Consider the following 16,980-nt stretch of genomic DNA (forward strand, 5'->3'; position numbering starts at 1 on the left):
GATGTCAGAGCTACATGAATTGGTACTTTATTTGTCTATACCTTTTCAGAAAAATTATTAAAACAATATATATTATGAGCCAAGGAACTATTAACGTAGCGGTAGAGAATATTTTTCCGTTAATTAAAAAGTTTTTATACAGTGACCACGAAATATTTCTTCGTGAATTAATTTCGAATGCAACTGATGCAACTCTTAAATTGAAGCATCTTACCAGCATAGGAGAAGCGAATGTGACCTATGGTAATCCGCAAATTGAAATTAAAATTGACAAGGAGAACAAACAACTTCACATCATAGACCAAGGTCTAGGGATGACGCAAGAAGAAGTTGGAAAATACATTAATGAAATTGCTTTTTCTGGCGCTGAAGAGTTTATAGAGAAGTACAAAGATCAAAACGGAAAAGATGCCGGAATTATTGGGCATTTCGGTTTAGGTTTTTACTCTGCCTTTATGGTAGCTGAAAAAGTAGAAATCATTACTAAAAGCTACAAGGATGAACCGGCTGCACATTGGACGTGTGATGGATCGCCTAATTATACGCTTGAAACTTCAGACAAAACCGACAGAGGGACTGAAATTATTCTTCACATTGCTGAAGATTCGTTAGAATTTTTAGAGGAAGCTCGTATCAATGAGTTGTTGGTGAAGTACAACAAGTTTATGCCGATTCCGATTAAATTTGGAATGCGTACTGAAACCTTACCAAAACCTGAAGATGCGAAAGAAGAAGACAAAGCGCCAACAGTAGAGGTTGATAACATTATTAACAACCCTTCACCAGCTTGGACAAAGCAACCTTCAGAATTAGAAGATAAAGACTATAAGAGTTTTTACCGTGAATTGTACCCGATGCAATTTGAGGAGCCTCTTTTTCATATTCACTTAAATGTTGACTATCCTTTCAATCTTACGGGAATTCTTTACTTTCCGAAGATGACAAACGATATGAACATGCAGAAGGACAAAATCCAACTGTACCAAAATCAAGTGTTTGTTACCGATAATGTAGAAGGAATTGTTCCAGAATTTTTAACAATGCTTCGCGGTGTGATCGACTCACCAGACATTCCGTTAAATGTTTCTAGAAGTTACTTACAAGCAGACGGTGCTGTAAAAAAGATTTCAAGCTACATTACACGTAAAGTTGCCGATAAACTGAAGAGTTTGTTTAATGAAAGCCGTGAAGATTTCGAAAAGAAATGGAACGACATTAAGATTGTTATTGAATACGGAATGCTTTCAGAAGAAAAATTCTTTGAAAAAGCACAAAGTTTTGCATTATACCCAACCGTTGACGATACGTACTTCACTTTTGAAGAATTAAAAGAGAAGATTAAAGCGGCGCAAACAGACAAGGATGACAAGTTAGTTGTACTTTATGCTTCAAACAAAGAAGAACAACACTCGTACATTGAAGCTGCTAAAGAAAAAGGATACGAAGTATTACTTTTAGATTCTCCAATTGTATCTCACTTAATTCAGAAGTTAGAAACAACCAATGAGAATGTATCTTTTGTACGTGTTGATGGAGATCATGTTGACAATCTTATCAAGAAAGAAGATACTACAATTTCTAAGCTTTCCGAAGAAGAAAAAGAAACACTTAAAACATACCTAACGGAAGTGATTCCTGCGGCAAAGTTTTCAGTGCAATTAGAAGCGATGGACAGTTCGGCAAACCCATTTATGATTACCGAACCTGAGTTTATGCGTCGTATGAAAGAGATGCAACAAACAGGTGGTGGCGGTATGTTTGGTATGGGTAATATGCCAGATATGTACAACCTTGTGGTGAATACTAATAGCGAATTGGTTTCAGAAATTCTAAATACTAAAACGCAAAAGAAAAAAGAGCGTTTGGTGAATCAAGCGTTAGATTTAGCGAAACTAAGTAAAGGCCTTTTAAAAGGTGAAGAGCTTACTGCATTTATAAAACGTAGTTACGAGATTATTAAGTAGTCTTATTTAAGATAATTACACTCTTAAAACCTCCTTCATACTATGTGAAGGAGGTTTTTTTATGCTCAAAAATGAACCTATCTATTTGTCCTACAAATAAATACGTGATTATACGTATGGCAATTACTTAAAAACATAATTACCTTAGCTCTTGATTACTAACCAATTAAATCAAAAATATTATGGAATCATTTATTGGACAAATTATGTTATTTGGAGGAAACTTTGCTCCAAGAGACTGGGCTTTTTGCGAAGGGCAGTTACTAGCGATAGCATCAAACCAAGCATTATTTTCAATTTTAGGAACTACTTATGGTGGGGATGGAAGAACAACTTTCGCTTTACCCGATTTACGAGGAAGAGTTGCTATACACGAAGGGACTGGACCAGGGCAACCTACTTACAGATTAGGCCAAAGTGGTGGAAATACTACAAGAACATTAAAGTATGAAAACTTACCACAAATCCCTGTGAAAGTAAGTTCTGCTAATGCCACACAAACTGCTGCAACAGCTGGCGCATCTATTGCTACACCTGGGACTACAGAAGGTCGTACATTTACAGCTACAGAAGGTTTTAATACAGCAGCACCAGATGTACAACTAAATCCTGCTACTTCTGGAGGCAATAGTACTCCCATCAATAATATGCAACCTTATTTAGCACTTAGCTACATTATTTGTCTTCAGGGATTATTTCCTTCAAGAAACTAACTCTAAAAAAACTTAAATATTATGAATGCATTTACAGGAGAAATATTATTATTTGGAGGGAATTTCGCTCCAAGAGGATGGGCATTGTGTAATGGACAATTAATGAGCATTGCTGATAACTCGGCTCTTTTTTCATTATTAGGTACCATGTATGGCGGAGATGGACGCACTACATTTGCATTACCTGATTTACGAGGAAGAGCTCCTATACACTTTGGAACTGGACCGGGACAACCAACTTACAAACAAGGTAATAGCAGTGGTAACGCAGCAACACATATTACTACCGCAAATTTACCGCAAATCCCAGTGAAAGTAAGTTCGGCAAATGCCACACAAACTGCGGCGACACCTGGAGCTACCATTGCGACACCCGGAACAACAGAGGGCAGAACCTTTACTGCAATACAAGGTTTTAATACTGCAGCACCAGACATTACATTAAATTCAGCAAGTTCTGGAGGAAATGGGACTCAAGTAGATAACATGCAACCTTACCTTGCTGTTAATTACATTATTTGCCTTTTTGGAATTTATCCTTCAAGAAATTAACAAGGGAATTTAGATTTTAAAAGCCAATCTGTAACGGATTGGCTTTTTTTTTTACATTTTTGGCCGACAGATAAGTCCAGGATTTTCTCCACACACATACTGTGTCTCCATACTACTTATTGTTTCTAGCATAGGATTCAATTCTAGTAATGGAAGTAATACCGTTAATCCGCTCTCGTCGATTTCAAGCACCTCATCATCAAAGATTTTTATAACTGTTTCTATATTCAATTGATCATACCCTCGTTGTATATCATTAGGAATTTCTAAAGTGTTTTCTGGAAATTGATACTTCGGAAACGCTTCGATAAACGCATCTTGATGTGCTCTAACCGTGCTTTTAGACACTGTAAAAACGGAAGCTAAAGTTGTATAATAAGGAATTCGTGTGTCTATACTTTGCTTATTTAAAGAGCGCTGTTTTTTATTGACAGCAATAATGTTTAAGGTAATTTCTTCCGGAATTAAGAGTGTAGTATCTGGCACTTGACGCATTAAATTATACGTAATTGCAACTTGGGGTTCTGTTTTTAATCCTGCCATCATGGTTTCAGAAATAATGATATCCACTTCTTCTGGCGTTTTTAGTTTATAGCGAGCAGCATCACATTGTTCCAAAACAGAAACATAAGCTTCGGCACTAAAATAAGAAATCACTTTTTTAAGGTTTTCAAAACTATCCGAATTAATTTCTAACAATGTGAATGTAATTTCTGAAGCTGTAAACTTTGAAAGTAACGGAATAGTCAATGTTGCAAAAGGACCTGTCCCTGCATATACGATATGTACTTTTCCGTTTTTGGTCTCTTGTACCTTCTTAACTGCTTTGTACAAACCATGACTAAACTTTTTTGTACGTATAATATCATCGATACACATACCTGCCCATTTAAAGGAAATTGCTTTTCCTGAACTAGTATAAGCTGCAGTATCTTCATCTAAGGAAGAGAAACTAGGAGCTGTGATTCCATTTAAAAGCAAACTTAAATTTTTACATGCTTCTAAAAGTTTTCCATAATGCATCGTGTCTGCATATAGTACAGAAGCGATGTCATCTATCTTTTTTAGTTGTGCATTCATTAAATCCCCCTTGCTACATTGATTTCTTTGATCTAAAAATTAAAGATATGTAAATAAAACTAAGAGACTGAAAATCAACAACTACAAACCTTTTCTGGGCAACTTATGCTCGCAAGCTTTACCTTCGCTTCAAGGTACTAACTCATAAAAAGTCCACGAGGGAATTGCTTTAGTGGTATACTGTAAACTGTAAGAAGTCTCTTTTAAATTATAAAGCGAGGCAACACAAACTGGATTACTAATTTGTGTTTTACCCTTTGGAAGTTGTATGGGTTTAAAAACGATAATTACAGCATAGACACAAATATCGGGAGTGTCATTAAAATGTACCGGTACTTGTATAGCGTTGCTCGTAAACTCAAATGCTTTTTGCTTCTGAATGTGTTTATCAATACTAAAAAGCAATTGTCTACCTACCGTTTTAATTGGAGGAGGCAACTCCAAAACATTTTTATAGATATCAAAATAAGGTTCTTTCGAGTAAAAAGAATGCTCTGTATAAAGGTCTATTGATTCCGGAATTAAAAGTCCGTTTTCTACCAATTGTGGGGCTAAATTTTGAATAATTCGAACTTGAGGTTCTTTTGTCAATCCTTTATCCATGGTTTCTGAAACAAGGATGTGTAACGGAATACCTTCAGGAAATTTATACAGAATAGCATCTGCTAATACAATGTCTCGAATGTAATTTTCTAGTTTCAACTGAAGGATTATTTCTGAAACTGAAGCAATGGAACTTTCAGTTATATCGAGTAACGTCACTGAAACTTGTTCCGAAGAAAACATAGATAGCAACGGAATCACAATCGGAGCTCCAGGGCCACAACCTGCGTACAGAAGTTCAATTTTCTGGTTAGGAAATCGGGAAATAGCGGCTAAAATGGCATGGTATGTTCCTTTTATAAATCGAACGGTTCGCAAAGGATCTTGCATACAATCGAGCGCTTGTTGCGACGATAAAGCAATGCCGCCTTCTAAGGCTGAAGCTTCTGTATTTTCATAAGATGCATCAGAAACAGAAGCTTTTAACAAGGTTTCGTAATAGGTTGCTAAAGAGTGTGCAGCACGAACCTCATCCGCTTCCGAAGTTGTTTTTAGAAGCGCTACAGTAATTACTTTTAATAACCTAAAATCTACTGACAATCAATTACTTATTTTTTAAATATACGTAAAACTACGTATACAAATGACTAACCATATTAAGTACTTTTGAAAAGTCAAACCTTTCAAAAAAAATAACCCAAATTAAAACCTAAACGTTATGAAAAACAAATACAATATACTCTTTTATATAGTAATTACGCTCTTCTCTTTTTCGGAAGTGAGTGCGCAATACACAGAAAACTTTGAAACAGCAGGAGAAAACGCTACTACATTCACCAATAACGGCTATACATTTACTACCTCGGGAAATCCTGTTTTTGATGTCCAATTTTTTGGCTCTGCAGGAGCAGGCGGTTCCGATTATTTTTTAGACAATTTTGACAATCCAGGAGTTGGACAAACAAATACGATTACATTAACGGGCGGTAGTGCTTCGTTATTTACTCTTAAATCAATGGAAGTATATGTTTCGTCTGTAGCAACTGGAGATTTTCCTACCGATGATGGAACCGTAACATTTACGGGGAAGTCTGGTGCCACAACAGTTTTCAGCTACACCAAAACTTCAGGGTTCCCTACTAGCAATGCGGGAACAGCCAATGGTTTTTTCTTTTTAAACCTCGCTACAGATCCATCGTCAGATTATACATCACTTAATATAGATCGAATTGAAATCACACTTGGTGGAGCATTTCAATACGTATCGATAGATAATTTTGTGTTTGGCGACCAATCGCTAGAAGCAGACCCTCCTATCGTACAATCTATCGCACTTGTAGGAACACCTAATAGTACAGCAACTTCTGTAGATTTTACCGTAAATTTTAATGAAGACGCAATCAATGTTTCTACAGACGATTTCACCGTGGATGGTGTTGGTACCACAGGAACAATTTCTAATATTTCAGGAAGTGGAACTTCATACACCGTAACTGTAAGTAGTATTTCTGGAGAAGGAACGATTAGTATTGATTTACTCTCTGGAACAAATATTACAGACACCCTTGGAAACGGACCTCCCTTTCCTTTTACGGCAGGACAAACACACACGGTATCACGTTGTTTTCAAGAAACTTTCGAATCGTTTACAGCTGGAGACATTACATTTAGCAGTAACGGCGTAACCTACACCACAGGCTCTGCGAATTTTGACATAGAAAACTTCCCTGGAGGCGGTGCTGGCGGTTCCGCTAAATTTTTATCAAATTTAAGCGATCAAGGAACTGGAAAAATTTATAACATCACTCCAACAGGAACTGATTTATTTAATATTGAAGCACTAGACATGTATCTTTCTTCGGAAGTAGATGGAGCAAATCCAACAAATGACGGATCTGTTACTTTCCGCGGAAAACTAGGAGGAGCTACACTTTATACGATTACTAAATCTACAGGATTTCCTACAGATTTTAGTGTAAACAATGGTTTTTATATAGTTGATTTTGCAACTGAAGGAGCGGCAGATTATAGCTTAACCAATATTGACGAATTAGAAATACAAATAGGCGGGAGCTTTCGATATGTAGGAGTAGACAATTTTGAACATTGTGAAGAAATTACAACTGCAGCCCCTCCTATCGTTCAAAGCATTAAACTTATAGGAAACCCCGCTGCTAATGCTACAAATATTAGCTACGAAGTTATTTTCAACGAAAACGCTTTCAACGTTTCTTCTGATGATTTTTCAGTACACCTTACTGGAAGTGCTGCTGGAGCTGTTTCGGGAATTACAGGATCTGGCAACACCTATACGGTAACCGTTAATTCAATTTTTGGAGAAGGAAGCATTCGTTTAGATTTAAATCCAGGAACCAATATTCAAGATGCCGATGGAAATACACCTCCAGACCCATTTACTTCAGGAGAACTACATATCGTTACTGCTTGTGATCTTGAAACTTTTGAAGCTTTAGCAAACAATACTTTTACATGGACTACAGGAATAGTACCTCTTACAACCTCAACTACTAATTTTAGTGTTACAGAGTTTATAGACGCAGGTGCTGGTGGATCTGACCGTTACTTAGATAATTTATCTGACCAAGGAACTGGAAAAACTTATTCTATTTCTGTTACAGACGCATCTACAATTTTAATGGGTAACATGGAAGTTTTTGTATCTTCCATAGTAGATGGCCCTGTCCCTACAAACGATGGTACTTTAACCGTTAGAGGAAAACTCAACGGAAGTGTAGTGTTCTCAGTTACAAAATCAACTGGATTCCCTACTAGTACTGTATCGAATCAAGGATTCTATAATTGGAACTTTGCCACCGAAGGAGGCGCTAATAATAGCATCACAGATGTTGATGAAATTGAAGTTGAATTGGGTGGTTCTTTCCAATACATTGCAATCGATAATTTTAAATTCTGTGAGGACAATACCCCTCCTACTGCAATATGCCAATCGACCACGCTATTTTTAGATTCTGATGGAAACGCAACAATTACTCCTTCTGTTGTAAATAATGGTTCAACAGATGATAGCGGAACTGTATTTTTAGGTTTTGAAACAACCGTTTTTTCTGGCGAAACAACACTTTCTAGCCCTACTGATGAGCTTATATTTGGAGCACCTTTTCCTTATGAAGCCTCTGTATTTACAGTACCAACCTCTGGTGACTATACTTTTAATGCTACCGGTACCATGTCTGGCGGGGGATTATTCCTTCTAATCTGGGATGACACGCCGATTCCGAACAGTGGGGAGTATAATACTAGAACTGAATTTGTAAGTTTTTCAACATTCAATAATAATGGAAATAATCCATTAGAAAATGTAGTTTCTTTAGTGGCTGATAAGACGTATTATATGTCCGTTTGTGACTATGATACCGGTATAGGTACTTATGAAATTACTGTAGATATGCCGATTAGAACCACGGCAGCAAATACAACCTACACCTGTACAGAAGTTGGTGATTATCCGGTTACTTTATACGCTTTTGACAAGAATGGAAACAGTGACTCATGTAGTAGTGTAATTAGTGTTGCACCATTCACTACAGAATACAGTTCACTAGGCTGGAGTGGCGGAATTCCTAATTTAGGAACTCACGCTGTTTTTTCATCTGATTATAACTCGGCAGTAGTGGGTTTGAATATTGACACCTGTACTTGTGAAATTGAAAACACTAGTACTGTTACAATTACCGATGGTATGTATTTAAAAGCTACAGACGATATTACTGTTAATATTGGTACTTCTTTACGAGTAACAAATGAAGGTAGTATTGTCCAATCAAACGATAATGCTAGTGTTACCAACAATGGAGAGATAAGTGTTGTTAAAACAACACCTGTATTAGCTGAAAAAACATTTATGATTATGGGGAGCCCTATGACTTCGGAAACTAGAGAAGGGGTATATGCGAATGCGTATATTGTTAGGAACCATAATACAAATAACTTTATCCCAAATCCTGCGGTTGCCGCTGCTTTTCCTTCTGCTGAAAATTTCGCAGATGATAATGGTGACAACTGGTTAACACAAACGGGGGCACTCAACCCTGCTGAAGGGTATATGGTATTCCCACAACCCAATACTACAGGAAGTGGAAGTTTTATACATGATTACATACAAGGAACCTTGAATAATGGAGTTATAACAAAACCATTACTATATAACACCGATCAAAATTCAAGTCCGAATATCATTTCCAATCCATATGCTTCAGCAATTAATGCCGATGCGTTTTACGCTGATCCTGCCAATACTGCGATCGATGTATTGTATTTCTGGGAGCACATTACGCCTTTATCTTTAACCTATCCTGGTTATAATGCTGCGAATTTCAGCATGGGAGACATCTCGATGTATAGTGAATCTATGGGGGGAATCCCCGCTGCAAATGGAGGCGCAACTCCTACAAACATAATATCTTCCGGACAAGGTTTTGGAGTGAAAGCAGCTTCCGCAGGAATTATAGCGACCTTTAACAATGCTATGCGTGTTACAGGACCCAATGACACCTATAGAAGGCCAATGGCTTCGGAAAGAGACCGTTTGTGGATTAATGTGTACAACGATGCTTACGGACTGGGAAGCACCACGTTAATCGGTTTTTCTGAAAACACAACAGCTACTTTTGAAGCACACGCAGATATTAAACGCATAGCGACACCAGTATCTTTATATTCCGAATTGGCAACAGGAGAAGAACTTGCTATAAACGCATTAGGTGCTTTTGAAATGGAGGCTTCAGTAGGTCTTAGCTTCTCAACGCAAGTGAAAGAATTACAAGACTATCGTATTTCACTTCAAAACGTAGAAGGAATAAATATTGAAAATGCTACCGTGTATGTAGTAGACCGTCAACTTGGAATTGTGACCAACTTAAACGAAGGCGATTACACCTTCCAAAGTGGAGAAGCAACTTATAGTAAACGTTTTAAAATAGTATTCCAAAATCAAATATTAGGAACAAACGATGTCGCTTTAGATTCCGTTTCAGTATATCCGAATCCGACACAGAATAGCTTGTACATTGTTTCGCCTAATGCAGCAATTACACAGACAACTGTGTACGATTTACAAGGAAGAATCGTGCTAAGCACTAAAATTGAAGGAACAGCAAATGCTCAAATAAATCTTTCAACATTGAATAGCGCCTTATTTTTTGTTGAAATCACAACAGAAGCAGGAACGATTACCAAAAGAGTACTTAAAGACTAAATCCTAAGTCTAATTAGTAAAGTCCGTTCCCTATTTTAAAATAAGGAACGGACTTTTTTTATGGAGGCGTTCAAACTAATTTGATCCTGAAAATTTGCGGCATTAATTTTCCAGTATTCAGAAATAGATAAAATAAACTTGAACAACCTATTTATAACACTGAAAATCAATTATTTATTTAAAATATAAGTGATTCTACGTATATAATTTTAGATATATAATCCCTATGTTTGAAGACACTACTGTTTAAAAAACAGAACGAACCTAATTAAAAACGATCCATCATGAAAAAAAACTACACTGTACTGTTTTTTCTAGTAATTGCGCTCTTCTCTTTTTCGAAAATGACTGCCCAATACACAGAAAACTTTGAAGCTGCAGGGAATGGCGCCACTACGTTTACAAATAATGGCTATACATTTACTGCAACAGGAAATCCACTTTTTGATGTCGAGTTTTTTAATGATGCGGGAGCGGGAGATTCGGATTATTTCCTAGACAATTTTGACAATCTAGGCACAGGGCAAACAAATACTATTGCTTTAACAGGCGGTGCAAGTTTGTTCACCCTTCGATCTATGGAGATTTATGTGTCATCTTTGGCATCTGCAAGTTCACCAACAAACGATGGAACCATGACTTTTACAGGAAAAGCCGGAGGAACAACCGTTTTCACCTATACTAAAACTACAGGTTTTTTAACCACTATCGGACCTGTGGACAACGGTTTCTTCTTATTAGATCTAGCTTCAGACCCACCTTCAGATTATACAACACTTAATATAGACCGAATTGAAATAACACTTGGTGGGGCATTCCAATATGTCGCGATAGACAACTTTGTGTTTGATGACGAATCGTTAGAAGCTGATCCACCAGTTGTACAATCAATTTCGTTGGTGGGCAGTCCTACAACAACTGCAGCATCGGTAGATTTTACAGTAAGTTTTAATGAAAATGCACTCAATGTTTCTACAGACGATTTTACAATTGATGGCGCTGGAACTTCAGGAACAATTTCTAATATTTCTGGAAGTGGAACTACGTATACAGTGACTGTAAGTAGCATCACTGGAGAAGGAACTATTAGTATAGACCTGCTAGCTGGAACAAATATTACTGACGCTTTAGGAAATGGACCTCCCCTTCCTTTTACGGCAGGACAAACCCATACCGTATCACGTTGCTTTCAAGAAACTTTCGAATCGTTTACCGCTGGAGATTTCACTTTCAGCAGTAATGGCGTAACATATACCACAGGCTCTGCAAATTTAGATGTAGAGAACTTCCCTGGTGCAGGTGCTGGTGGTTCAGCTCAATTCTTATCAAATTTTAGTGACCAAGGAACTGGAAAAGTATACACTATTAGTCCTACTGGAACTGAATTATTCAATATTGAATCCTTAGACATTTATCTTTCTTCAGAGGTAAACGGAACAAATCCAACAGATGACGGCTCTGTAGTTTTCCGCGGAAAACTAGCTGGAGCTACTCTTTTCACCATCACTAAAAACTCTGGTTTTCCAACAGTTTTTACAGTTAATAATGGTTTTTATGTATTTAATTTTGGAACAGAAGGCGCAGCAGATTACAGCTTAACGAACATTGACGAGTTAGAAATAGAACTAGGTGGTGCTTTTCAATATGTAGGAATAGATAATTTTGAACATTGTGAAGAAATCACAACTTCCCTTCCTCCTATCGTACAAAGCATTAAACTTATAGGAAATCCTATTGCGGCTGCTTCAACTGTAGATTATGAAGTGATTTTTAATGAAAACGCATTAAATGTTTCTACAGATGACTTTTCAGTAAATCTTACAGGAAGTGCTACAGGAGCCGTTTCAGCAATAACAGGATCGGGAAATACCTATACAGTAACCGTTAATACCATTTCTGGAGAAGGTAGTATTCGTTTAGATTTAAATCCAGGCACAGATATTGAAGATGCCGACGGAAATACACCTCCAGACCCATTTACCGGAGGGGAAACACATATAGTTACAAGCTGTGATGTTGAAACATTTGAAGCTTTAGCAGACAATACATTTACATGGACTACAGACACAACGCCTTTTACGACCACAACTGCCAACTTTAGTGTTTCAGAATATATTGATGCAGGTGCAGGCGGATCAGACCGTTTCTTAGACAATCTATCCGATCAAGGAACTGGGAAAATCTATTCTATTGCAGTTACAGACGTATCTACCATTTTAATGGGGGCCATGGAAGTATTTATTTCATCTGAAGTAAACGGAACCAACCCTACTGACGATGGTACTCTAACCGTTCGAGGTAAATTAGACGGAACAACAGTATATACAATTACAAAATCGACAGGCTTCCCTACAATTATTGGAACAAACCAAGGATTCTATACCTGGGACTTTTCTACGGAAGGCGGTGTAGATAATAGCGCTACTGAAGTTGATGAAATTGAAATTGAATTAGGCGGTGCCTTTCAATACATTGCTGTCGACAACTATAAATTCTGCGGAGACGCCACCCCTCCTACTGCCGTGTGCGTAGGAACTTTCACAGTACAACTAGATGCCACCGGAAATGCGAGTATTACAGCAGCCGATATAGATAATGGGTCTAGCGATGACTCTGGAACAGTAACCTTAAGTGTTTCACCAAGTACCTTTACTTGTGCAGATATAGTAGCTCCGGTTCCTGTAACATTAACTGTTACCGACCCTTCAGGAAATACTGCAACATGTGTTACAAATGTGACAGTTGAAGATAATATACCTGCAGTAATTAATTGTGCAGCTCCTTTTACAGTACAATTAGATGCAGCCGGTATGGCAAGTATCACAGTTGCCGATATAGATAATGGCTCGACCGATAACTGCGGAATTGCAAGTTCATCTATCGATATTACCAATTTCACATGCGCCGATATAGGTGTAAATACTGTTACTTTAACAATAACAGAGGTTAATGGAAATATTTTAACATGTACTACCGATGTAACGGTTGAAGAAAACGTAGCGCCAATAGCAAATTGTGCGGCTCCTTTTACAGTACAATTAGACGCAACTGGAAACGCGAGCATTACAGCGGCTGATATTGAAAATGGTTCAACCGATGCCTGCGGAATTGCAAGTACTTCTATTGATATTACAAATTTCACATGTGCCGATGTAGGTGTAAATGTAGTTACATTAACAGTAACCGATGTAAATGGAAACATTTCAACATGTACAACAAATGTAACAGTAGAAGACAATATAGCACCTACAGCTCTTTGTATGCTGCCTTTTACAGTTCAATTAGATGGAACTGGAAACGCGAGCATTACACCAGCCGATCTTGACAATGGATCGTCAAGTAATTGTGGACCGGTAACTTTAGCCATTGGTGCATATGTATTTAACGGACAAACCACAACAGCTAGTCCAACAGATATGTATTTCCCGCCAGATAGCTGGTATTTCGAAGAAACAAGTTTTACAGTACCGGTAGACGGTAATTATGAAATTAGCAATCGTGGAACGAGTAGTGATGGAGATGGTTTAGTATCTATTATTTTTGACGCACCGCCTATAGCGAATAGTGGTTCATTAACTTCAAGACCCGAATTTGTTGGTTTTACAGTATTTTCAGATGAAGGTGTTCTCTTAGCTGGAGATACTAGTTATGCTTTGAACGCTGGGCAAACCTATTACATTCACAATATTGCCGGAAGAAATTTAGCTACAGCAACTTTTAGTGGCTCCATTAAGCTAATAGGTAATGCCAATTTCACATGTACAGATGTAGGAGTTAAAAACTTAAATTTAATCGTGACTGATAGTAACGGAAATGTATCAACATGTGCTACAGATGTTACAATTGAAGACAGTATAGCTCCAGTAGCTTCTTGTCAAAATATAACAGTCGCTCTAGATGCTACTGGTAACGCATCTATTACTGCTTCTGATATAAATAATGGCTCAACTGATAACTGCGGAATTGCTTCTTTAAGTGTTTCACCTTCAGTATTTACCTGCTCAGAACTAGGGAATAATACTGTTACCCTTACTGTAACTGATACTAATGGAGTCTCTTCAACATGTACTTCAGTAGTAACCATCACAGACCCGTTAAGTGCTTGTAACCAAGCTCCTATTGCTGTTTGTCAACCTGTAATTGTAAATGCAGATGGAAGTTGTCAAGGAAATGCTGTTGCCTCCGATTTTGATGGCGGTTCAAGCGACCCAGACGGTGATCCTTTTACACTATCAATAAGCCCTGTTGGACCTTATCCTGTTGGAGTTACTAATGTTACACTAACAGTAAGCGATGGATCACTAACCGATACATGTACTACTACAATTACAGTTATAGATAACAGTCCACCAACAGCAAATTGTGCAGCACCTTTTACAGTACAACTAGATGCAGCCGGAATGGCGAGTATCACAGTTGCCGATATTGAAAATGGTTCGACAGACAACTGCGGAATTGCAAGTACCTCTATCGACATCACCGATTTCACATGTGCCGATATAGGTGTAAATACAGTTACCTTAACAGTAACCGATGTAAACGGAAACATTTCAACATGTACTACCGATGTAACGGTTGAAGACAATGTAGCACCAATAGCAAATTGTGCAGCTCCTTTTACAATACAATTAGATGCAGCTGGAATGGCGAGTATCACAGTAGCAGATATTGAAAATGGTTCGACAGATAACTGCGGAATTGCTAGTACTTCTATCGACATCACCGATTTCACTTGTGCTGATGTTGGTGTAAATACAGTTACCTTAACAGTAACCGATGTAAACGGAAATATATCAACTTGTACTACCGATGTAACGGTTGAAGACAACGTAGCGCCAGTAGCAAATTGTGCAGTTCCTTTTACAGTACAACTTGATGCAGCCGGAATGGCGAGCATCACAGTTGCCGATATTGAAAATGGTTCGACAGATGCCTGCGGAATTGCAAGTACCTCTATCGACATCACCAATTTCACATGTGCTGATGTTGGTGTAAATACAGTAACACTAACAGTAACCGATGTAAACGGAAATATGTCAACATGTACAACAGACGTAACGGTTGAAGACAACGTAGCGCCAGTAGCAAATTGTGCTGCTCCTTTTACAGTACAACTTGATGCAGCCGGAATGGCAAGTATCACAGTTGCCGATATTGAAAATGGTTCGACAGATGCCTGCGGAATTGCAAGTACCTCTATCGACATCACCAATTTCACATGTGCTGATGTTGGTGTAAATACAGTAACACTAACAGTAACCGATGTAAACGGAAATATGTCAACATGTACAACAGACGTAACGGTTGAAGACAACGTAGCGCCAATAATTGCTTGTCCCGCAGATGTTGTAGCGAATACAGACCCTGCAATTTGTGGAACTGTAGTTATATTTTCAGATGCTATTGCATTCGATAATTGTGGTGTGGCAAGTGTGGTTCAAACCGCAGGGCTTCCTTCTGGGAGTTTATTCCCTGTAGGCGTAAGCACTATTGAATATACTGCGACCGATGTGAATGGAAACACAACAACGTGTGACTTTACCATTACAGTAACGGATAACGAAGCGCCTATCACAGTATGTCAGGATATCACCATTCAATTAGATGCAACAGGAAATGTAACAATTGTTGCCGCTGATGTTGATGGAGGTTCTACAGATAACTGCGGAATCGCAAGTACAACAATTGATATGAACACCTTCGATTGTAGCAATGTAGGTCCAAATAACGTGACTTTAACAGTTACCGATGTAAATGGGAATGTATCAACTTGTATCGCAGTAGTTACTGTGGAAGACGTAACTGAACCAGTGGTAGCTTGTATGGATATAACCGTACAATTAGACGCAACAGGAACGGTAACAATTGCCGGAATCGATGTTGATGGTGGAAGTACAGATGCCTGCGGAATTGCAAGCTACGATTTAGATATCGACACTTTCGATTGTTCGAATGTTGGACCTAACACGGTGACCTTAACGGTAACAGATGTTAACGGAAATACAGCAACATGTACGGCAGTAGTAACTGTTGAAGACATCACCTCTCCAGATCTTGTTTGTTTGGACATCACTCTTGAATTAGAAGCAGATGGTACCGCAACAATTACTGCAGATGATGTGATTGCCAGCAATACTGATGCCTGTGGTATCGCAACAACAGCGGTTGATATTACTGACTTTGATTGTAGTGATATAGGTACGCCTGTAACTGTACAAGTATTCAGTCAGGATGCAAACGGAAACTTAGCGACCTGTTTCGCTACTGTAACTGTGGTTGATATGCTCGCTCCAGAAATTACATGTCCGGCAGATCAAACACAAGATCCAGGAACAGGAAACTTATTCTATGAAGTACCAGATTATTTCGCAACGGGAGAAGCTACTGTAACTGACAACTGTACAGATCCAGTAACAATCACAACCCAAGATCCTGCGCCAGGTACTTTACTACCTGATGGAACATACACTGTTACCCTTACAGCAACCGACGAATACGGTAATGTAGGTACATGTACTTTCGAATTAATTGTTGAAAGTGAATTAGGTGTAGACGAAATCGAACTGGAAATTGCAAGTGTGAGCCTGTACCCTAACCCTTCTAGTGACTATGTTTACATAAGCAATCCTCAAGCTATTGCATTGGAGCAAGCAGATATCTATGATATTAGAGGACGATTTATAGAAAGCATCGACCTTAGAAATATGGGAACTGAAAAACAAATTGATATTTCTACTCTTGCAAGTGCTACCTACACCGTGATCATTAAATACGATCAAGGACAAACAAGTAGAAGACTCTTAAAAGAATAATTAATTATTAAATTAGGCTTAAGCCCTTCTGGAAGAAATTCTAGAAGGGCTTTTTTTAGTTAAAACAAGTTCATTTTAAA

General features: G+C 38.0%; 7 protein-coding genes. 5 read left to right on the forward strand and 2 right to left on the reverse strand.

Annotated elements, in window-relative coordinates:
- The first annotated feature begins 74 nt into the window (after positions 1-74).
- From htpG to BLQ00_RS15625, 3 genes are all read left to right on the forward strand, one after another.
- On the forward strand, positions 75-1,964 hold the full coding sequence (gene htpG, locus BLQ00_RS15615) for a molecular chaperone HtpG (protein WP_093145254.1): 1,890 nt from the start codon (positions 75-77) through the stop codon (positions 1,962-1,964).
- Between the two features lie 182 nt (positions 1,965-2,146).
- Positions 2,147-2,677, forward strand: coding sequence for a phage tail protein (locus BLQ00_RS15620; RefSeq protein ID WP_175445476.1), 531 nt, complete (start codon positions 2,147-2,149; stop codon positions 2,675-2,677).
- A gap of 21 nt (positions 2,678-2,698) precedes the next feature.
- Complete coding sequence (locus tag BLQ00_RS15625) at positions 2,699-3,229, forward strand: phage tail protein (RefSeq protein ID WP_093145256.1); 531 nt, start codon at positions 2,699-2,701, stop codon at positions 3,227-3,229.
- Positions 3,230-3,280: 51 nt separating this feature from the next.
- Here the strand turns inward: BLQ00_RS15625 and BLQ00_RS15630 are convergent, their stop codons facing one another.
- Positions 3,281-4,309 (reverse strand): SAM-dependent methyltransferase, encoded by a 1,029-nt coding sequence (locus BLQ00_RS15630; RefSeq protein WP_093145257.1) that lies wholly within the window; start codon positions 4,307-4,309, stop codon positions 3,281-3,283.
- 129 nt (positions 4,310-4,438) lie between these two features.
- A complete protein-coding gene (locus BLQ00_RS15635) occupies positions 4,439-5,452 on the reverse strand; it encodes an SAM-dependent methyltransferase (protein ID WP_093145258.1) in 1,014 nt (337 codons plus the stop codon).
- Positions 5,453-5,570: 118 nt separating this feature from the next.
- On the opposite strand from BLQ00_RS15635, the gene BLQ00_RS15640 reads away from it, so the two are divergent.
- Positions 5,571-10,088, forward strand: coding sequence for a T9SS type A sorting domain-containing protein (locus tag BLQ00_RS15640; protein WP_093145259.1), 4,518 nt, complete (start codon positions 5,571-5,573; stop codon positions 10,086-10,088).
- Between the two features lie 284 nt (positions 10,089-10,372).
- A complete protein-coding gene (locus BLQ00_RS15645; protein WP_093145260.1) occupies positions 10,373-16,900 on the forward strand; it encodes a T9SS type A sorting domain-containing protein in 6,528 nt (2,175 codons plus the stop codon).
- The last annotated feature ends 80 nt before the right edge of the window (positions 16,901-16,980 follow it).

It is taken from the genome of Ulvibacter litoralis (genome assembly GCF_900102055.1).
GTDB classification, from domain to species: Bacteria; Bacteroidota; Bacteroidia; order Flavobacteriales; family Flavobacteriaceae; genus Ulvibacter; species Ulvibacter litoralis.